18 protein-coding genes are annotated in these 20,053 nt (G+C 41.0%); 5 read left to right on the forward strand and 13 right to left on the reverse strand.

What is annotated here, in order from left to right; all coding sequences use genetic code 11:
* Nucleotides 1–11: 11 nt before the first annotated feature.
* From secA to PCY14_RS03725, 4 genes are all read right to left on the reverse strand, one after another.
* Entirely contained in the window at nt 12–2,561 is a 2,550-nt protein-coding gene (gene secA, locus PCY14_RS03710) for a preprotein translocase subunit SecA (RefSeq protein ID WP_008535577.1), read from the reverse strand.
* A 177-nt stretch (nt 2,562–2,738) separates the two neighbouring features.
* Nucleotides 2,739–3,089, reverse strand: a complete 351-nt coding sequence (locus PCY14_RS03715; RefSeq protein ID WP_021146480.1) for a hypothetical protein — start codon at nt 3,087–3,089, stop codon at nt 2,739–2,741.
* A gap of 234 nt (nt 3,090–3,323) precedes the next feature.
* Complete coding sequence (gene scrK / locus PCY14_RS03720) at nt 3,324–4,217, reverse strand: fructokinase ScrK (protein ID WP_021146481.1); 894 nt, start codon at nt 4,215–4,217, stop codon at nt 3,324–3,326.
* Between the two features lie 175 nt (nt 4,218–4,392).
* On the reverse strand, nt 4,393–6,294 hold the full coding sequence (locus tag PCY14_RS03725; RefSeq protein ID WP_021152565.1) for a sucrose-specific PTS transporter subunit IIBC: 1,902 nt from the start codon (nt 6,292–6,294) through the stop codon (nt 4,393–4,395).
* Between the two features lie 188 nt (nt 6,295–6,482).
* On the opposite strand from PCY14_RS03725, the gene PCY14_RS03730 reads away from it, so the two are divergent.
* Together PCY14_RS03730 and PCY14_RS03735 are read left to right on the forward strand one after the other, a co-directional pair.
* Nucleotides 6,483–7,925, forward strand: coding sequence for a sucrose-6-phosphate hydrolase (locus PCY14_RS03730; protein WP_060933679.1), 1,443 nt, complete (start codon nt 6,483–6,485; stop codon nt 7,923–7,925).
* An 8-nt stretch (nt 7,926–7,933) separates the two neighbouring features.
* Nucleotides 7,934–8,899: a LacI family DNA-binding transcriptional regulator gene (locus PCY14_RS03735; protein WP_021146484.1), complete on the forward strand. Its 966-nt coding sequence runs from the start codon at nt 7,934–7,936 to the stop codon at nt 8,897–8,899.
* 91 nt (nt 8,900–8,990) lie between these two features.
* Here PCY14_RS03735 and nusB read toward each other — a convergent pair whose 3' ends face one another.
* From nusB to uvrA, 9 genes are all read right to left on the reverse strand, one after another.
* Entirely contained in the window at nt 8,991–9,425 is a 435-nt protein-coding gene (gene nusB, locus PCY14_RS03740) for a transcription antitermination factor NusB (protein WP_002889259.1), read from the reverse strand.
* A complete protein-coding gene (locus PCY14_RS03745) occupies nt 9,418–9,807 on the reverse strand; it encodes an Asp23/Gls24 family envelope stress response protein (protein WP_008535586.1) in 390 nt (129 codons plus the stop codon). The genes nusB and PCY14_RS03745 overlap by 8 nt, the downstream gene beginning before the upstream one ends.
* A gap of 70 nt (nt 9,808–9,877) precedes the next feature.
* Nucleotides 9,878–10,438 (reverse strand): elongation factor P, encoded by a 561-nt coding sequence (efp, locus tag PCY14_RS03750; RefSeq protein WP_002889261.1) that lies wholly within the window; start codon nt 10,436–10,438, stop codon nt 9,878–9,880.
* A 115-nt stretch (nt 10,439–10,553) separates the two neighbouring features.
* Complete coding sequence (locus PCY14_RS03755) at nt 10,554–11,009, reverse strand: deaminase (RefSeq protein ID WP_008535587.1); 456 nt, start codon at nt 11,007–11,009, stop codon at nt 10,554–10,556.
* 18 nt (nt 11,010–11,027) lie between these two features.
* Complete coding sequence (locus PCY14_RS03760) at nt 11,028–12,089, reverse strand: Xaa-Pro peptidase family protein (RefSeq protein ID WP_021152567.1); 1,062 nt, start codon at nt 12,087–12,089, stop codon at nt 11,028–11,030.
* A 213-nt stretch (nt 12,090–12,302) separates the two neighbouring features.
* A complete protein-coding gene (locus tag PCY14_RS03765; protein ID WP_021146486.1) occupies nt 12,303–13,163 on the reverse strand; it encodes a thioredoxin family protein in 861 nt (286 codons plus the stop codon).
* Between the two features lie 269 nt (nt 13,164–13,432).
* Complete coding sequence (locus PCY14_RS03770; RefSeq protein WP_021146487.1) at nt 13,433–13,633, reverse strand: hypothetical protein; 201 nt, start codon at nt 13,631–13,633, stop codon at nt 13,433–13,435.
* 241 nt (nt 13,634–13,874) lie between these two features.
* Nucleotides 13,875–14,117 (reverse strand): DUF3923 family protein, encoded by a 243-nt coding sequence (locus PCY14_RS03775; RefSeq protein WP_301363176.1) that lies wholly within the window; start codon nt 14,115–14,117, stop codon nt 13,875–13,877.
* Nucleotides 14,118–14,212: 95 nt separating this feature from the next.
* Nucleotides 14,213–17,038 carry an excinuclease ABC subunit UvrA gene (gene uvrA / locus PCY14_RS03780; RefSeq protein WP_301363177.1) on the reverse strand — a complete coding sequence of 942 codons (2,826 nt, stop codon included), beginning with the start codon at nt 17,036–17,038 and terminating at the stop codon, nt 14,213–14,215.
* Nucleotides 17,039–17,341: 303 nt separating this feature from the next.
* Here uvrA and PCY14_RS03785 point away from each other — a divergent pair, with 303 nt between their 5' ends.
* The 3 genes from PCY14_RS03785 to PCY14_RS03795 all read left to right on the forward strand — a co-directional run bounded on the left by PCY14_RS03785 (nt 17,342) and on the right by PCY14_RS03795 (nt 20,023).
* Nucleotides 17,342–18,286, forward strand: coding sequence for a magnesium transporter CorA family protein (locus tag PCY14_RS03785; protein WP_021152575.1), 945 nt, complete (start codon nt 17,342–17,344; stop codon nt 18,284–18,286).
* Nucleotides 18,287–18,355: 69 nt separating this feature from the next.
* Nucleotides 18,356–19,027: a DUF1129 domain-containing protein gene (locus PCY14_RS03790; RefSeq protein ID WP_002889271.1), complete on the forward strand. Its 672-nt coding sequence runs from the start codon at nt 18,356–18,358 to the stop codon at nt 19,025–19,027.
* Between the two features lie 111 nt (nt 19,028–19,138).
* Nucleotides 19,139–20,023, forward strand: coding sequence for a DUF4300 family protein (locus PCY14_RS03795; RefSeq protein ID WP_021152576.1), 885 nt, complete (start codon nt 19,139–19,141; stop codon nt 20,021–20,023).
* Nucleotides 20,024–20,053 lie beyond the last annotated feature (30 nt).

The raw sequence follows: 20,053 nt of genomic DNA on the forward strand, positions 1-20,053 counted from the left end.
CTTCTTTTTTCCTAAAATTGCTTACGACCGTGACAATTTTTAAATTTCTTACCTGAGCCACATGGACAGAAATCATTACGACCAACTTTACTAAAGTCAATATCCTGACCATTCGCATCTGTCTGTTGTGCTTGGATATTACCTGTTGCTGTTGTTGAAACACGTTCATTCACATTTTCACGAGATTGTTCGTGGATTTGTGCTTTCATCATGGTACGTGTCACATCATATTCAATCGCTCCAACCATGTCTTGGAACATCTTGAACCCTTCAGATTGATACTCAACAATTGGATTGTTTTGCGCATAACCACGCAAACCAACAGCGTTACGTAATTGGTCAAGGGCATCAATGTGATCTGTCCACTTGTTATCAACAACCATCAAAATCAAAACTTTTTGGAACTCACGGATAGCTTCCTCTGAACGTAATTTCTTGATTTGGCGATCATAAACATCATCTGCTAATTCATTCAAGTAAACTTTAATAGCTTCATAATTAACACTACGTTTAGTGACTTCACCCACTTCTTTCAAGTCTTTAAGTGAGATGGCATTTTCAGGAACCAAGGCCTGACGGGCAAACGTCAAGATTGCCCTAAGAGCTTCATCTTGATCATTGCGACTGTGACCTTCAACCGTACGATTAATTGTACGCTTAATCATAGCCTTAATTTCAGGTTCAAGATCACGCTCTGCTGTGATAACATCATAACGCTCAGCGTAAATGATTTCACGTTGTTCACGCATAACGTCATCGTATTGAAGGACTTGTTTACGTGTATCGTAGTTATTCCCTTCAACACGTTTTTGAGCTGATTCCACTTGACGAGTCAACATACGTGATTTGATGACAATATCTTCATCATCAGCATTAAAGCGTTCCAAGACATGCTTGACACGATCAGAACCAAAACGACGCATCAATTCATCTTCAAGTGAGAGGTAGAATTGAGATTCACCTGGGTCCCCTTGACGTCCCGCACGACCACGCAACTGGTTATCAATACGGCGGCTTTCGTGACGCTCTGTACCAATGACACAAAGTCCACCAAGATCCAGAACACCTTCACCAAGTTTGATATCGGTACCACGACCGGCCATGTTGGTCGCAATCGTAACGGCACCACGTTGACCCGCATTCATGATGATATGGGCTTCTTTTTCGTGGTTCTTGGCATTAAGCACCTCGTGAGGAATACCTGCTTCAACCAACATTTTAGAAATCAAGTCAGATGTTTCAACGGCAACGGTACCAACAAGAACTGGTTGACCCTTTTCATAACGACGTTTGACATCTTGCACTACCGCACGGAATTTGGCATCCAAGGTTGGGTAAAGAAGGTCATCATGGTCAATACGTTGAATTGGACGGTTGGTTGGAATCGGAATGATTCGCATGTTATAGATTTCACGGAACTCATCTTCCTCAGTCTTACCTGTACCAGTCATACCTGACAATTTCTTGTACATACGGAACATATTTTGGTAAGTGATTGAGGCAGATGTCTTGGTTTCCTCTTGAACTGGTACGCCTTCTTTAGCTTCAATAGCTTGGTGAAGTCCATCAGAGAAACGACGACCTTCCATAGTACGACCAGTAAATTGGTCAACGATAAGGATTTCTTGCTCCGGACTTACCACATAGTCAATATCATGCAACATGATATAGTTGGCACGAAGAGCATTATCAATATAGTGAGTCAAGGCTACATGGTCAATATCGTACAAGTTGTCCAAGTTGAAGAATTCTTCGGCCTTATCAATACCAGAGTCATTCAAACCAATGGTTTTGGTTGGAACATCAATAGCATAATCATCTTCAGTCAATGTCTTAACAAAAGCATCTGAACGATGATACAACTGGTTAGTCTCTGAACTTACAGGACCTGATACAATCAATGGTGTACGAGCTTCATCAATAAGAACTGAGTCAACCTCATCGACCAAGGCATAGTTCAAAGGACGTTGTACCATGTTTTCCTTACGAACAACCATGTTATCACGGAGGTAGTCGAAACCGACCTCTGAGTTGGTTGAGTAAGTGATATCACAGTTATAGGCTTCACGCTTTTCAGCTGGTGATTTGGCAGAAAGGTTAATCCCTACTGACAAGCCAAGCCAACTATAAAGCTCACCCATTTCAGTTGCGTCACGCTCTGAAAGGTATTCGTTAACGGTAATAACGTGTACACCTTCACCTGAAATAGCGTTAAGGTAAACAGGCATTGTCGCCGTCAAGGTTTTCCCTTCCCCTGTACGCATTTCTGGTACGTCACCATGGTGAAGAACAATACCACCCATGATTTGCACACGGTATGGGAAAAGTCCAAGGACACGTTTTGCCCCTTCACGAACAACCGCAAATGCCTCTGGCAAGAGTTGGTCTAGGCTTTCTCCGTTTTGATATCGTTTTTTAAATTCATCTGTTTTTGCCTTAAGTTCTTCATCTGAAAGGGCTGCCATTGCATCTGCATAGCCCTCAACTTTCTTGGCAGTTTTTTCTAGTTTCTTAATTTCGCCTTTATCATTTTCAATGATTTTGCGTAATATATTTGCCATCTTATTTCCTTTCGACAGTCTTTATCTCCATATTTTACCACAAAAACACCCTTTAAACAAGAAATCACACAAGGATTGACAAAAGAAAAAAGCCCTAGTTTAAAGCCTTTCACAACGGATTGACAAATAAACTAAAACTTTTTTATTAGATTCACTGAAAATAACGACAATATCACTTTAGAATTTTTCCTCAGATAGTTCTTGCTTCTCTTGGATTTTCTGAAAATCCTGCAAGAGCTTATCAAAGGCTCGATCAAAGAAAGCTCGGTCAGAACTGCTATAAGCCGTCATAAGCATTGGACTAGCTTCAAAATCCACATAAAATTGATAGTCCAAAGCCCCATTTTCCCAGTGAAATTTAAGGCTGGGAGAGGCCGTCTTTTCACCACACATGCCTGGAACCGCTCGTTGCAAGCCATAAATGTGGTCGCCATAATCTTTCAAACGGTAATAAGCTCCTTCAAAATAATAGGTCTCTCCAACTTCGATGCCTTTAAAAAGGTCTGCTAAAACTTGTTCTCTACTCATATTTAAGCCTCTTTAGATGGATTGACAGCACCCTCCATTTGACCATCAATTCTCCAAACTGCAACATCATTATTAACCGATATAATCACTTAAAATATCATATACCACGGCCGTCTTCAGACGACCCTACCTAGATTTTCTAAACCCGGGCAAGTGTCAAACCACCGACCTTATAACTCTTCCTGAATAGCACAAAACGCCTTAAGATTATCTCTTAAAGCGATTCGACAATTCTTACTTGTTTGCTTGTTTATCAACCACATCTTTGGCAAGGGCAAAGTTACCAAGTGTCGCAGAGCCATTACCTGAAACAGCAGGGGTAACAATATACTCAGTCACATCTGGTACTGGGAGGTATCCATTCAAAAGAACTGTGAATTTTTCACGAACACGACGAAGCATATGCTCTTGACCCATTACCCCACCACCAAAGACGATAACTTCAGGACGGTAGAGAACAGTTGCCTGAACAGCAGCTTGAGCAATATAGTAAGCTTGAATATCCCACACTTCAGAATTTTGCTCAATCAATTCTCCACGAATACCTGTACGAGCTTCAAGCGATGGACCAGCAGCCAATCCTTCCAAACAACCACGGTGGAAAGGACAAGTTCCGTTAAATTCATTAGTAACATCATTAGGGTGAAGAGGCACATAAACGTGACCTGCTTCCGTGTGACCTACACCACCAATGAATTCACCATTTTGAATGGCACCAGCACCGATACCAGTTCCGATAGTGTAATAAACAAGACTCTTAACACCTTTACGAACAAGTGTCTCACCATAGGCAGATGAGTTAACATCCGTCGTAAAATAGAAAGGAATATTAAACTCTTTTGCAATCAAACCAAGAAGGTCAACGTTTGACCAGTGTGGTTTTGGCGTTGAGGTAACATAACCGTATGTTTCTGAGTTAGGATCAACATCAATGGGACCGAATGAACCAATGGCGATTCCAGCTAATTGGTCTTCATAACGTTTGAAGAAGGCAACGGTACGATCGATTGTTTCGTATGGTGTAGTGGTTGGGAATTGGGTCTTTTCAACGACTTGGAAATTTTCATCACCAACAGCACAAACGAATTTTGTACCACCAGCTTCCAAGCTTCCGTAAAGTTTAGCCATATGCAAGCTATCTCCTTTTGTGATCTATAAATTACTATCCTAATATAAAGAAAAGTGGCGCAAAAGACAATCTATATTCCGTTCGATTCACCAGTCTTAGACACCCGAACTTATCTCTTTTCTTTATCTGATATTTAACTAAAAAAGCCGAAATAGCTTCGACTTTTCTAGATTATTATTTAACTGCGATGAAGTCTGCACCTTCAGCAACTGATCCAGTTGCTACTGATGAAACATCTTCGAAGTCTGCAGTATTTGTAACGATTACCATAGTTGTATCGTCAAGTCCTGCACCTGTGATAACTGAGCTATCGAAGGTAGCCAAGACATCACCTTTTTTAACACGTTGATTTGCTTGAACTTTAGCATCAAATCCTTTACCGTCAAGTGAGACAGTGTCGATACCGATGTGGATAAGCACTTCAGCACCTTTATCAGATTTAAGACCGTATGCGTGACCTGTTGGGAAGGCGATTTGCACTTCACCATCAAATGGTGCGACTACTTGGTTTCCTGAAGGTTTAATAGCGGCACCTTTACCCATAGCTCCTGATGAGAAGACTGGGTCATTAACATTTTCCAAAGCTACAACTTCACCTTTAAGTGGTGCAGCGATTGTTTCGGCTTGCAATGCAACTGGAGCTGATTCTGCAGATGCAATATCTTCAGCAACAACTTCTTTTTGAGCTTCAACTTCTTCCTCTTTGTAACCGAAGATCCAAGTAAGAGCAAAACCAAGAGCAAGTGTTACAAGTACCATGATCACATACTTAAGCACTTGACCGTTAAGGTAAAGAAGAGTACCAGGAACGATTGTTACACCAAATCCTGTACCAGCGAGGTTAAGGATTGAGGCCAACCAACCACCAGCAGCACCAGCGATAAGACCCATGATAAATGGTTTACCGAAACGAAGGTTAACCCCGAAGATAGCTGGTTCAGTGATACCAAGTACCGCTGAAAGAGTTGCAGGGAAAGCAAGTGCTTTCAATTTAGCATCTTTAGTTTTAACACCCACTGCAAGTGTCGCACCAGCTTGGGCAGTCATAGCAGCTGTGATGATAGCGTTAAGTGGGTCTTTACCAGTATTAGCAATGAGGTTAGCTTCAAGCAAGTTAAAGACGTGGTGAACCCCTGTAACGACGATAACTTGGTGAACTCCACCAAGAACAAGACCTGCAAGACCAAATGGCAAGTTAAGAATCCACTCTGTACCAGCAAGAACATAGCTTTCAACAGTATGGAAGACAGGACCAATGATAAAGAGGGCCAAAGCTGACATTACTGCGAAGACGATAAGTGGACGCAAGAGAAGGTCAAGAACGTCTGGAACCCATTTACGAACCCATTGCTCGAACTTAGCACCAAGCAAACCTACGAAGAAGGCTGGAAGCACTGAGTTTTGGTAACCTACTACTGGAATAAAATCAAAGAAGTAAATTGGTTTAGCAGCACCTGATGCAACATCCCAAGCGTTAGGAAGGGCGTTGTTAACCATCATCAAACCAAGAACCAAACCAAGAAGTGGTGAACCACCAAATACGTTAAAGGCTGACCAACAAATCAAGGCTGGGAAGAAGGCGAAGGCTGTATCTGTCAATACAACTGTGTAAGTATAGAAATCAGTAGCAGCAAAAGCTTTTGATGTTGTACCGAACAAACCAAGAACTGTATCGTTATTGATTGCTCCACGGATACCCATGAAAAGACCAGTCGCTACGATTGCTGGAAGCAATGGAACGAAAACGTCACCGAATGAACGGATAGCACGTTGGAACCAGTTCCCTTGTTTAGCAGCTTCTGCTTTTTGTTCGTCTTTAGATGCTGTTGGAAGACCTTGAGCAACGACTTCGTCGTAAATCTTGTTAACAGTACCTGTACCAAAAATCATTTGGTATTGACCTGAGTTAAAGAAAGCACCTTGAACTTTTTCAATGTTCTCAGCCTTTTCTTTATTGATTTTGTTTTCATCTTTGACCATCACACGTAGACGAGTCGCACAGTGAGCAACACTGTTGACGTTTTCACGTCCACCGAGGGCATCGATGACTTCTTTTGCAATTTGTTTGTTATCCATTTGCAAAATTCTCCTTAATAAAATTTGGTATGAAAGCGTTTAGCTTTTCTTTACGATAACTATTTTAGCATCTTTCTGCCATATGTCAACCGTTTAGCATATTTTTTTATTTTTTGTTATAAATCGTTGATTTTTATAGGTAAAACGTTTACTATATTATTAACAAATAGATTAGGAGATTACTAAATATGAATCTACCAACAGAAGTTCGTTACCGTCCATACGCAGATTGGACAGACGAAGAAAAAACAAAGATTAGAGAAAATGTCGCTAAATCACCTTGGCGTGCAAGTTACCATATCGAACCAGAAACAGGGCTTCTTAATGATCCAAACGGTTTTTCTTACTTTAATGGTAAGTTCCAACTTTTCTACCAAAGTTGGCCATTTGGAGCTGCTCATGGTTTGAAACAATGGGTGCATACTGAAACTGAAGATTTGGTTCACTTTACAGAAACTGGTGTCAAACTCTTGCCAGACCATGAAAATGATAGCCACGGTGCCTACTCAGGTTCTGCTTATCAAATCGGTGATAAACTCTTTATCTTCTATACTGGGAACGTTCGTGATGAAAACTGGATTCGTGACCCACGTCAAATCGGCGCTTGGATGGATAAAGACGGCAAAATCGAAAAATTCGACAAGGTTCTTATCAAACAACCTGCTGACGCTACTGGGCACTTCCGTGACCCTCAAATCTTCGATTACAAGGGACAATTCTACGCTATCGTAGGTGCTCAAAACCACGATAAACAAGGTTATATCAAACTTTACAAGGCAGTAGACAATGATGTCGAAAACTGGGTTGAGGTTGGTAATCTTGACTTTGGTGGCACTGGGTCAGAGTACATGATTGAGTGTCCTAACCTTGTCTTTGTAGATGGCAAACCTGTTCTTCTTTATAGCCCACAAGGTCTTGATAAAGAAGAACTTGACTATGGCAATATTTACCCTAATACTTATAAGATTTTCCAAGATTTCGACCCTGAGAAACCTGCCCTTGTTGATGGTACGTCAATTATTAACTTGGACTACGGGTTCGAAGCTTATGCTACTCAAGGATTTAACACTCCTGATGGTCGTGCCCTTATTGTTAGCTGGATTGGTCTCCCAGACGTGGACTATCCAACTGACAAATACGACTACCAAGGTGCTATGAGCTTGGTTAAAGAGTTGTCTATTAAAGATGGCAAACTTTACCAATACCCAGTAGAAGCTATTACAAGCTTACGTGCTAACCAAGAAGATTTCGCTGAAAAAACAGCTACAACTAATACTTACGAGCTTGAACTTAACTTCCAAGCTAATAGTCAAACCGAGCTTGTTCTTTTCGCAGACCAAGAAGGAAATGGCTTGTCACTTATCGTTGATACTGAAAACGGAAAAGTTATTCTTGACCGTTCTAAAGCTGGTGAACAGTATGCTACAGACTTTGGCACAAGCCGTGAATGTACTCTTGAGGCCGGTCAAGCTGCTACAGCTAACATCTTTGTAGATAATTCAATCATTGAAATCTTCTTTAACAAAGGTGAAAAGGTCTTCACCAGCCGTGTCTTCCCAAGTGCAGAACAAACTGGTATCAAAGTGGTATCAGGAAAGGTTTCTGGTCACTACTTCGATTTAAAATACTAAGGTGATTTATGGTCGCAAAGCTTACTGACGTTGCCGAACTTGCTGGTGTAAGCCCAACCACAGTTTCCCGCGTCATAAACAAAAAGGGCTACCTCTCACAAAAGACCATTGACAAGGTTCACGCTGCTATGCAAGAACTCAACTATAAACCTAACAACCTGGCTCGAGGTCTTCAAGGAAAATCGGCCAAACTCGTTGGCTTGATTTTTCCAAATATTTCCAACATTTTTTACGCTGAGCTTATCGAACGCCTTGAGGACGAACTCTTTAAACAAGGTTACAAAACAATCATCTGTAACAGTGAGCATGATCCTAACAAGGAAAAGGACTATTTGGAGATGCTTGCCGCCAACCAATGTGATGGCATCATCTCGTCCAGTCACAATCTTGGTATCGAAGATTATGAGAAGGTTGAAGCTCCTATTGTCGCCTTCGACCGTAATCTGGCTCCAAAGATCCCCATTATCTCATCCGATAACTTTGAAGGGGGAAAATTAGCCGCAAGAGCTCTGCTAAAGGCTGGCTGTCAGCGTATTGTCATGATTACAGGCTATGATAATTCTGACTCTCCAACGGGACTTCGACAGCTTGGTTTTAATTATAAATTGGACAAACAAGGTATTATCTGTCCTGTTCCAAATGATTTGTCGCTCATGCGTCGTGAGATGGAAATCAAATCGATTATTTCTCGTGAAAAACCAGATGGCATCTTTGTTTCTGATGATTTAACAGCTATCCTAGTTATGAAGGTGGCGAAGCATCTAGGACTTTCTATTCCAGATGATTTAAAAATCATTGGTTATGACGGTACTGCCTTTATCCGTCACTTCCACTCCGAACTGGCCACTATCCAGCAACCCTTGGAAGAAATCGCCAAGTTGTGTGTGGAAATTCTCCTAAAGAAAATTAAAGGCGAACCCGTTAATCGTGATTATGTACTACCAGTAAACCTCATTTCTGGTGGTAGTATATAAAGAAAAAATCGCAAGAAATCTCCACTTGCGATTTTTTTCTTGTCTAATTTGTAGAAAAAAGAAGTTGAAACAGTGCTTCAACTTCCTTGTCTTAGGCTTCATCTGTCACAAACTGGCTAAGCACACCGTTAATGAACTTAGCAGATGTTTCATCAGAGTATTTTTTAGCAATTTCAATAATTTCATTAATAGCCACACGTCCTGGTGTTTCTTCAAAAGACGTGATTTCATAGAGTCCCAAACGAAGAAGGGTACGGTCAGTCACAATCAGACGTGAGAGACTCCAACCTTCTTTCAATTTTGCTTCAATCTGACTGTCAAGTTGAGCCAAATCTCCTCGAACACCAGTAACCAAGTTAAGAAGAAAAGCTGGTACATCAACTTCAGTTTCTTCCCCAATTGGTTTGTCAAAGGTATAAGCAAAATGCGCTTGTTCTAGGACTTCACCACCAAATTCCAGAGCAAAGAGCGTTTGAAAAGCACGCTCACGAAGGTCACGACGTGAATCTTTAAAGATATTAGTCATTCAAAAAATCCTCGTTAAACAATTCAGCCAAGTCTGGTTTTTGTGATTTCTCAGTGACAATAGACTCAACGTGGACGTTAACATCTGAAATTGCCACTTCGGCCATATCATAGACAGCGGCTTTGACTGCTTTTTGAATCTCAATCGAAACCGCAGGAACATTAACGCCATACTGAAGAGAAACGTAGATATCAGCGTTTACTGTACCATCTTCCTCCGTTTGGAGGTAAACACCACGGCCCAAGCTTGTTTTGCTAAGACTGTCAGTGACATTTTTGTTTTGAAGGGCGTAAACACCTTCCACTTTAGTTGCAGCGATACCTGTAATCACTTCAAGCACACGAGGGGCAATAACGATTTCACCGATATTTTCTGTAGTCATCCCATGTTTCCTTTCCGTTAGTTTGGAAAATAAGGCCTTCAAACCAGTGATTTGAAAGACTTAGTTAGGCTTAGGCACGTGATACGTAAGTACCTTCAGCTGTGTTGATAACCAATTTTTGACCAGCTTCGATAAAGTCTGGAACGTTAACCACAAGACCAGTTTCAAGTGTTGCAGGTTTACCTGAACCTGTAACTGTCGCACCTTTGATTGAAGGTTGTGTTTCAGTAACAGTCAATTCAACAGTTGTTGGTACTTGAACACCGATAACTTCTGTTCCGTAGAATTGAATTTTGACGTCTGAGTTTTCAAGGACGTATTTCAATTCTTCTTGAACGTTAGCTACTGGAATTTCATATTGGTCATATGTTTCAGTATTCATGAAGTATGCAGTATCATCCATTTGGTACAAGTATTGTGCTGGTACTGTTTCGATGATTGCTTGTTCAAATTTTTCTTCTGGACGGTAGCTAGTGTCAAATGTTGACCCAGAACGCACATCACGCAATTTCATACGCATGATAGTATTACCTTTACCAGGTTTGTGGTGGCTAGCTTCAAGAACTTTGATCAATTTGCCATCATTAGTTACGAAAGTCATACCCGCACGGAGTTTACTTGCTTCAATCATTATTAAATACCTCTTTGTAAAAATTATTATCAGTTTATTCTACCATAAATGACAGTAGGGCTCAAATGTTTTATAGAATCAGGCCCTAGCCCTAAGCTCTTTACAAAGAAAAGAACTAGTCATCCATTCCCAAACGAACCTCTGGAACATCATGTTGGACATAAGAAACACCCTTTTGCTGCATCAGTTCCATAGCAAAGCCATGAGGACGATAGTTGGCCTTATAAGTAATCTTAACGATACCAGCCTGCAAGAGAGCTTTAGTACAGTTTATACAAGGAAAATGCGTCACATAAATCTCTGTATTTTTAGTTGAAATACCTTCTTTAGCGCACTGAATGAGGGCATTCATCTCTGCGTGAACCGTTCTGATACAGTGGCCATCTTCCATATAGTGACCTACTTCGTTACAGTTATCAGTCTCAGAAACCCCACCGTTATAACCAGTAGCAATAATACGATTATCCTTGACCAAAACAGCCCCAACATAAGCACGATCACAGGTAGAACGTTTAGAAATTAGCTCAGCATTAGCCATAAAATAGTCTTGCCAAGAAAGACGGTTTGGCATAAATCTTTCCTCCAAATCTTAGAGCACAATCAATTCCTTAGGTGCAAGTGTAATCAACTCACAACCATTCTCAGTGATAATAATGTCATCTTCAATACGAACACCATATTTATCAGCCAAATAGACACCTGGTTCATCCGTCAAGACCATACCAGCCTTAATGGTCTCATCAGAATTTCCAAAGTAAGGAATTTCGTGAATGTCAAGGCCAATACCGTGTCCGATACCATGTGTAAAGTGGGCACCATAGCCCGCTTCAACAATAACGTCACGCGCAACCTTATCATAGTCACGACGTGTCATACCAGCCTTAGCAGCATCAATCAAAGCCTGATTAGAACGTAAAACAATATCGTAAATCTCACGCTCCTCATCAGTCGTGTCCCCAATATGGATGGTACGAGTCATGTCACTAACATAGTGATTGTAGTAACAACCAAAGTCCATCGTCAAGGTCTCACCTGACTGAATAACCTTTTCTGAAGCTACACCGTGAGGCATGGCTGAACGATAGCCTGAAGCAATGATAGACTCAAAGGAAGTTCCAGAAGCCCCATACTCACGCATACGAAAATCAAGGAAGTTAGCCACTTGGAGTTCAGTCGTTTGACCCGGCTTAATAAAATCAAGAACATCTGTGAAAGCACGGTCTGAAATAGAACAAGCCTTACGTATAGTCGCCAATTCTTTATCATCCTTAATCATACGTAACTCTTCCATAAAGTTATTTTGTGGTGACAAAGTGTAACCTTCAAAAATAGCTTGGAGCCCTTGATAATAAGCGAATGACACCTGATTATCAAAACCGATTGTTTCAAGTTTGTCAGCTTCAATCAGTTTAACAATATCTTTAAGGGGGTCTTTACTTTCAATAATATCAAAACCATGCACAGATTGTTTAGCAATAAGCGTATAACGTGAATCTGTTAAAAAGAGACGACGATTTTTCGTAATGAAAACAGTCGCATTTGTTCCCCAGAAATTCGTCAAATAGTAAATATTATTTTGTCCTGTCACAAGCAAGGCATCAAGCCCTGATTGGGCAAGTTTAGCATCAAATCGTTCAAGTCTACGTTGCATTATGAATTACTCCTTTGGTATTTTAGGTTAATTATACCAAATTTTCAGATTTTAAAGGATTAAATTGACATTTTAGCTTGTTTTTTTGAGGTCATAAAGAAAAAGCCAGATCAAACTCTGACTTTATAAGCATTACACATAGGCTCGCTTTTTGTAAATGATCGATAATCTTATTTAAGAAATCGATTGATTTCTTAATAAAAACACATTAGATTAGAATATTTTCCCTAGAAAATTTTTAAGAAGAGTTGTCAGGCTCCAAAATACCTGTTTAAGTTGAGACATCACGCTAGTAACTGATGGCTCAGAAATACTGTTTAAAGACTTATCAGCTTCTTTAATCGGACTTTCGGGTGATGGCTCGGGTAATGGATTTTCAGATTTTGCTGCCTCTTCCCTTACCTCTGACAACTCAGTTTTATCATTTTCGCCAGCAAAAACGGCCTGATAAATAGCTTGAGCATCTGGTGCACTACCCAAGTAACCAGAAACCAATTGACCATTTTTTAGGTGAATCACACTCGGAGTACCCGGAATTCCCAACTTATCAAACAAAACCTTACGAGAATCACGATCCAAATGATCCGAATCCGTGTTGTAATAAAGGAGTTGACCATTGATTAAAGCATTAAAATCCTTTAAAACGGGAGAATTTTGGCGACAATAATAACAGCTTGGCCGACCAATATACAGAATATGATCACCACCATCTTCAGTTAGCATATTGGTGACGTCGCTGTAAGAGATTTGTGTCACATTTTCAAGATTCTTTTCATAAGTTTCGACCGAAATCTCTTCGGAGCTAACTTTCTCCTCAATCACTTCTGTCTGTTCTGAGTGAGAGAGTGAATTTTCCTTGCTTTCACTACTAGAATCAACCTTCTCAGACACTTGCTCGGAAGCTTTCTCAGAAGAAACCTCTACATTGCCCGCTTCACCATTCTCAACAGAACCACTGGCTAGTTCGGTAGTCGCCTCCTTAGCATTTAGCTCATCTGCTGATCCACTAATTACCGCTAGTTGACAAGCTCCCAAAACGAAGCTTGACATCAAAACAAATTGTATTTTTTTCATCTATTCTCCTTTTTTAAGACTGTATTAAACCTTTCTATCTACCCAAAAACAATAACAAGGGAACCATTACACTGATAACCATATCCGTCTCCTTTCGTTATTAAAGAATCAAGGCCTTTACAACCTTGTTTAAGCTATGAATTCATTATATAAGCGAATCCAAAGAAAAAATAGTGACATAAATGTCACCATCCCACTAGAATAATGCAAGACACAAAAAAACTGAGCCAATGAGCTCAGTCTAAGCTTATAGAGGTAACTAGCGAAAATCATCTTTCTTTGTCCTTACTAGCTAGTCTAAGTGCAAACAAAGAGACAGCCAATGAAAGAGTTGCCCAGACAAGGCTATGGTCAATAAAAGCGATGCCTTCTGTAAAACTTAAAGTAGCGTTCATCATTACAATAAATAGCCATACAATCACAATAACAAGGGTCAACCCATTAATAAGATTTGCTTTTTGTTTATCCATATTTTTCTTCTCCATATCTGGTCCTTTCAAAGCTGGTCATTCTAACCCCTAATAACTCTAAAAACAGCTGTTCTTGAGCAATTTTTTAGATAAGATTTGAGGCCGAAAGATACGGCTACTCTCTTAATTTTCTAACCTTTAGTAGTTAGCTTTACAGGGCTTGCCTCTATTATAGAATCTCCTGTCTCAAAAAAATAGTGACATAAATGTCACCATAATCAGACATGATAAGGACCAGTCGCTATAAGACTTGTCCTAAAATGTGTTTACTTTTACGGTATCTCATAATAAGAAACAAAATCATCTCAAAAAGGAGGAAACTAACATAAATACCTATAACATAAAGTAAGGTTTCCCATTTATCCGTAGTTGATTGAAAATGACCATGATGATCCACTGTGCGAATACTGATTAAAAGACAAATATCTAGAAATAAGGCTAGAAGAATACTATTAAATCCTATAAAAAAACGCTTTTTAACCATAGTCTGACTCCTGTATCTTTTTTCTTAACCATAGAATAGCAAACTCAACTTAAACCAGCCTAAAGCAAAAAAAGACTCAGAGAGCCCTTTTTCCTTTATGTCAATTTTTCTTTCAAATATTGTCCTGTGTAGCTTTTTGAAACAGCTGCTACTTCCTCTGGAGTCCCTGTAGCTACGATGGTACCTCCACCGACACCACCTTCAGGACCCAAATCAATGATGTGGTCTGCGGTCTTGATAACATCTAGATTGTGCTCAATCACGAGAACTGTGTTACCATCGTCCGCAAAACGCTCAAGCACCTTCAAAAGACGTGCGATGTCATCGGTATGAAGACCAGTCGTAGGTTCATCTAAAATGTAGAAAGACTTCCCAGTAGAACGCTTGTGCAACTCACTAGCCAGCTTCATACGTTGGGCTTCACCACCTGATAGGGTTGTTGCGGGTTGTCCCAAGGTCACATAGCCAAGTCCCACGTCCTTGATAGTCTGCACCTTACGAGCAATCTTAGGAATAGCCGCAAAGAAATCAACCGCATCATCAACTGTCATATCCAGAATTTCAGCAATATTTTTTCCCTTATAACGAACCTCTAAAGTCTCAGAATTATAGCGTGTGCCATGACAAACCTCACAAGGCACATAAACATCGGGCAAGAAATGCATCTCAATCTTGATAATACCATCACCAGAGCAGGCTTCACAACGGCCACCCTTGACATTGAAAGAGAAACGCCCCTTCTTGTAACCACGAATCTTGGCCTCATTGGTTTGAGCAAAAAGGTCACGGATATCGTCAAAAACACCTGTATAAGTGGCTGGATTAGAACGAGGTGTACGGCCAATTGGACTTTGGTCAATGTCAATCAAGCGCTCGATATGCTCGATGCCAGTCACGGATTTGTGTTTTCCAGGTTTCTCACTATTTCGATTCAGCTCTTGGGCAATTTTTTTCTTGAGAATACCATTAACCAAAGTCGATTTTCCTGAACCAGAGACACCTGTCACTGAGATTAATTTCCCAAGTGGGAATTTGACCGACACATTTTTAAGGTTATTTTCACTGGCACCCTTAACTTCGATAAAACGACCATTCCCTACACGGCGTTCCGTCGGTACAGGAATTGATTTAGCACCTGACAGGTATTGACCAGTAATTGATTTTTTGTTTTTAGCCACTTCCTCTGGGGTTCCCGAGGCCATGATTTGCCCACCAAAGGCACCAGCACCAGGTCCCACGTCAATGAGCCAGTCAGCTTCACGCATGGTATCTTCATCGTGCTCTACCACAATCAAGGTATTGCCCAAGTCACGCATTTTCTTAAGACTTGAAATCAAGCGGTCATTATCACGCTGATGAAGCCCGATAGAAGGCTCATCCAAAACATATAGGACTCCAGAAAGGTTAGAACCAATCTGTGTCGCCAAACGGATACGTTGGCTCTCACCACCTGAGAGGGTACCAGCCATACGAGAAAGGGTCAAGTAATTAAGGCCGACATTATTTAGGAAGGTCAAACGATCCTTGATTTCCTTGATAATTGGACGGGCAATCATTCCTTCATTTTCACCCAATTCCAAGCTATCGATTTCCTCAAGATGATCTGAAATAGACAAATCAGAGATTTGACCAATATTTAGGCCATTCTCACCACCAACACGAACCGAGAGAGCCGCTTCGTTGAGACGATAGCCATGACAAGTTGGACATGACAACTCATTCATATAACCACGCATAACATTGCGAGTGAAATCACTATTGGTCTCGTGGTAACGGCGATTGATATTGGTCACAACCCCTTCAAAAGGAATGTCAATATCACGCACCCCACCAAAATCATTAACATAATGGAAATGGAATTCACGATCTCCAGACCCATAAAGAATCAAATCCTGCTCTTCTTTTTTCAGGTTTTCAAATGGCGTATCCATATCCACGCCAAACTGCTCCATGGCTTGCTCAAGCATGGCTGGATAGTAGTTGGATGAAATCGGATTCCAAGGTGCTAGTGCACCCTCACGCAAGGTCTTACTAGCATCAGGAACGACCAAATCCATATCAACTTCCAGTTTATTACCTAAACCATCACAGGTCGGACAAGAGCCAAATGGCGCATTAAATGAAAAGAGACGAGGCTCCAACTCAGGAACTGTAAAGCCACAAACCGGACAAGAATAATGCTCTGAGTAGAGCAATTCGTTATCATCCATAGTGTCCACAATCAAGTAGCCATCCGCTAATCGCAGCGCTGCTTCTACTGAATCAAAGAGTCGGCTACGGATACCATCCTTATTCACCAAGCGGTCTACAACCACCTCGATGTTGTGCATCTTAGACTTAGATAATTCAGGGACTTCCGTCACGTCATATATCTCACCGTCCACACGAACACGAACATACCCATCCTTTTGCACGCGCTCAAAAATAGACTTGTGTTGCCCCTTTCGGCGACGAACAATCGGCGCCAAAATCTGCATACGTGTCCGTTCAGGAAGGGCTAAAACCTCATCTACAATCTGTTCCACAGAGGATGACTGAATAGCTCCGTGTCCATTAGGACAATAGGGAACACCCACACGAGCATAAAGAAGACGAAGATAATCATTAATCTCCGTTGCTGTCCCTACAGTTGATCGAGGGTTCTTACTCGTTGTTTTCTGGTCAATGGAGATGGCAGGACTAAGACCGTCAATCGAATCCACATCAGGTTTCTCCATATTTCCCAAAAACTGACGGGCATAAGCTGAAAGACTCTCCACATAACGGCGTTGACCCTCTGCATAAATGGTATCAAAAGCCAAAGAAGACTTACCAGACCCCGACAACCCCGTTACGACGACGAGCTTGTCACGAGGAATCTCCACATCAATATTTTTTAAATTGTGAGCTCTTGCTCCATGAATCACTAACTTATCTTGCATATTTTTCAAGAGGCCCCAGCCCTAAAGCCACTGCCACTCCTTTCTACAGACGGATGGAAACGCCATCCCGACTTTCTCTCATATTATAACAAAATTTCAATTTATCCAGCCCAAAAATGTTTCAAATGTAGTATAATGGTTGAGTATGTAAAATAGGCAAAGAACATCGTCTCTAGGCCTCAATTGACATCACTAAAAAGCTAAGTGCTGCTGATTTATCTGACTTTTTCTGGTCCAAGAACGGACAAGACATTTTGAGATAAACATGCCAACACTTAACGAATGACAAAGGAGGGGTTCCCATTGAAACAAATGTTCTTATCCACTGGAAAAGAATTCAAAGAAATTGAGACATTCGAGCCGGGTGCTTGGATTCATTTGGTAAACCCTTCTCAGGAAGAGGCCATGAAGGTCGCTGAACGTTTTGACATTGATATCCAAGACCTCCGCGCCCCTCTAGACGTGGAAGAAACATCACGTATTGATGTCGAAGACGACTATACCTTGATTCTGGTCGACGTTCCAACCCAAGAAGAGCGTAATAACAAAAGCTACTACGTCACCATTCCCTTGGGTATCATCGTTACGGATGAAGTTGTTGTTACCACCTGTCTCGAGGACATCAGTCTCATGGATAATTTCCTCAATCACCGTGTGCGCAACTTCTACACCTTCATGAAGACACGCTTCGTCTTTCAGATTCTTTACCGCAATGCCCAACTTTACCTAACTGCCCTACGTTCTATCGACCGTCAGAGCGATAAATTGGAAGCTCAATTGGAAAATGCGACAAAGAACGAGCATCTGATTGACATGATGGAATTGGAAAAATCCATTGTCTATCTAAAAGCCTCACTTAAGATGAATGAACGAATTGTCAAAAAGCTAACAGGTAACGCCTCTAGCTTGAAAAAATACATCGAAGACGAAGACCTCTTGGAAGACACCTTGGTCGAAACCCAACAGGCCATTGAGATGGCAGGCATCTATGAAAATGTCTTGAACGCCATGGCTGAAACGTCTGCCTCTATCATCGGTAATAACCAGAACACTATCATGAAAACACTGGCTCTTATGACTATGGCTCTGGACATCCCAACCGTTATCTTCTCCGCTTACGGTATGAACTTTAAAAACAATTCTATGCCCCTAAACGATTTAGATAACGCCTTTTGGGTCATCTTCTTCATGGCAGCCCTCGGGTCATCCTGCGTTGTTATCTACTTTATCAGGAAAAAATGGTTCTAACATAGAACCTCTTCTTTTCCCTAAACTGCTAAACTAAAAAATTAATACTATTTATCGAAAGGTCATCTCATGGACATCCAAAAACTCACCAAGAAAAACCAAGAATTCATCCACATCGCAACCAATCAGCTTATCAAAGACGGTAAGTCAGACCAAGAAATCAAAGACATCCTTGGCAATGTCATTCCTGAACTCCTTGAAAATCAGAAAAAAGGAATCACAGGACGCAGTCTCCTTGGTGCTCCAACGGTCTGGGCAGCTAGTTTCTCTCCTGAAAAACATCCACAACCTAACTCAGACAAGACCAGCAAAGAAGTCCCAGAAACAGACAAAACACCTTGGAAGATGTGGCTTGATACCTCACTTTTCCTTCTCGCCATTGTTGCCATCATGAATGCAGTCTTTGGTTTTTCTGGTACGCAAACAAGCTACGGCCTCACAACTCTTCTATCCGTATCATTCATTGGTGGTCTTGCTATGTATACCCCTTACCACTATATTTACCGCCACAGTAACAAACCAAAAGAAGAACGTCCAAAATGGTGGTTCAGCATGACCATCATCACACTTTCTTTCATCGCATGGTTTGCTCTCTTCAGCCTTACGGCACTTCTTCCTAGCTATCTCAATCCAGGACTGTCACCAATTGTCGTTCTCATCATTGGTATTGTCGCGGGTGTTGCTAAATATTTCTTCAAACGTCGCTACAACGTACAAAGCACTTACGCACCTGCATCTTAAGCAGTATTTAAGCACCCTGAGGGGTGTCTTTTTGTACCAGAAATCTTGACACAGTTGGCTCTTCTATACTAAAATATTAAAGCTAACAGACAAAAGAAAGAACCCCAATAAATGCGTATCAAATTCCCCCTACTTATCATCGCTTGTTGCCTATTACTGATGGCTTGCAGCCACAAGCATAAGACTACTCTAAAAAACTATCAAGCTTACTATAGCTTCAATAACGTAACTACTTCATCTCAGGAAAAGCAACTAGCCAAAGACTTAAGAAGCAAAGGTATTCCCACAAAAAACTGGGATACTCTAGAACCTTATATCAGCCACTACAACCAGGAAAACACAGGCATTCAACCAGTTGTCAAAAAATGGACGCAAAGTAAAATTGGCAAGGATAAGAATCAGTTTGTCACCTCCCTAGATGAGAAAATAGTTGAAGATAATAAGTCTCACTTCACCGATGACTTAAACTACCGACAAGCATCCTTTCTTCTCCTCCATAGCCTCCTGACTAGCTCAAGCGATCTTACTAAACGAGATCTCCCCCTGCAAAATGAGTACCTGAATTTAAAATCTCACCACAAGGAGTTAACTGCCAAGGACCAAGCCCTCTATAGTCTCCTATTTGGGGATAACCCCAACTACCAATCTACAGATGAACTCCTCAAAGCCTGGAAAAAAGCTGGACTCAAGTTTCCAGAAAAAGTTAAACTCCTATCAGTCTTTCAAAATAGCTCCGATAATGTTAGCAATATCTATACTGCTATAGCTTATGAGAAAGACGGTAGCGTTTATGTCTTTGAAAAACAAGATCCCACACTTCCTTACCGCTGGAGTCGCTTCAACACCTGGGCAGACATCAAAACACACTGGTTGTCTAACCGTTTCAAGGTCTTCAAAGATAACCTTGATATCCTCGTTAACGACCAGAAATTCGATGATTTCTTAAAAGACTCTATCCTCATACCCAAAAACAACCAACTAGCTTTTCAAGAGTAATTGAAAAGACCAGTTGGTTTTTCTTTATTT

The organism is Streptococcus sp. SV2 (assembly GCF_030440175.1).
In the GTDB taxonomy this organism is placed as follows: Bacteria; Bacillota; Bacilli; order Lactobacillales; family Streptococcaceae; genus Streptococcus; species Streptococcus raffinosi.

Bases quoted from the DNA above. Each gene is read 5' to 3' on its own strand.
- secA (WP_008535577.1), bottom strand. From the start codon at position 2,561: ATGGCAAATATATTACGCAAAATCATTGAAAATGATAAAGGCGAAATT.
- PCY14_RS03715 (WP_021146480.1), bottom strand. From the start codon at position 3,089: ATGAGTAGAGAACAAGTTTTAGCAGACCTTTTTAAAGGCATCGAAGTT.
- scrK (WP_021146481.1), bottom strand. From the start codon at position 4,217: ATGGCTAAACTTTACGGAAGCTTGGAAGCTGGTGGTACAAAATTCGTT.
- PCY14_RS03725 (WP_021152565.1), bottom strand. From the start codon at position 6,294: ATGGATAACAAACAAATTGCAAAAGAAGTCATCGATGCCCTCGGTGGA.
- PCY14_RS03730 (WP_060933679.1), top strand. From the start codon at position 6,483: ATGAATCTACCAACAGAAGTTCGTTACCGTCCATACGCAGATTGGACA.
- PCY14_RS03735 (WP_021146484.1), top strand. From the start codon at position 7,934: ATGGTCGCAAAGCTTACTGACGTTGCCGAACTTGCTGGTGTAAGCCCA.
- nusB (WP_002889259.1), bottom strand. From the start codon at position 9,425: ATGACTAATATCTTTAAAGATTCACGTCGTGACCTTCGTGAGCGTGCT.
- PCY14_RS03745 (WP_008535586.1), bottom strand. From the start codon at position 9,807: ATGACTACAGAAAATATCGGTGAAATCGTTATTGCCCCTCGTGTGCTT.
- efp (WP_002889261.1), bottom strand. From the start codon at position 10,438: ATGATTGAAGCAAGTAAACTCCGTGCGGGTATGACTTTCGTAACTAAT.
- PCY14_RS03755 (WP_008535587.1), bottom strand. From the start codon at position 11,009: ATGCCAAACCGTCTTTCTTGGCAAGACTATTTTATGGCTAATGCTGAG.
- PCY14_RS03760 (WP_021152567.1), bottom strand. From the start codon at position 12,089: ATGCAACGTAGACTTGAACGATTTGATGCTAAACTTGCCCAATCAGGG.
- PCY14_RS03765 (WP_021146486.1), bottom strand. From the start codon at position 13,163: ATGAAAAAAATACAATTTGTTTTGATGTCAAGCTTCGTTTTGGGAGCT.
- PCY14_RS03770 (WP_021146487.1), bottom strand. From the start codon at position 13,633: ATGGATAAACAAAAAGCAAATCTTATTAATGGGTTGACCCTTGTTATT.
- PCY14_RS03775 (WP_301363176.1), bottom strand. From the start codon at position 14,117: ATGGTTAAAAAGCGTTTTTTTATAGGATTTAATAGTATTCTTCTAGCC.
- uvrA (WP_301363177.1), bottom strand. From the start codon at position 17,038: ATGCAAGATAAGTTAGTGATTCATGGAGCAAGAGCTCACAATTTAAAA.
- PCY14_RS03790 (WP_002889271.1), top strand. From the start codon at position 18,356: ATGGACATCCAAAAACTCACCAAGAAAAACCAAGAATTCATCCACATC.
- PCY14_RS03795 (WP_021152576.1), top strand. From the start codon at position 19,139: ATGCGTATCAAATTCCCCCTACTTATCATCGCTTGTTGCCTATTACTG.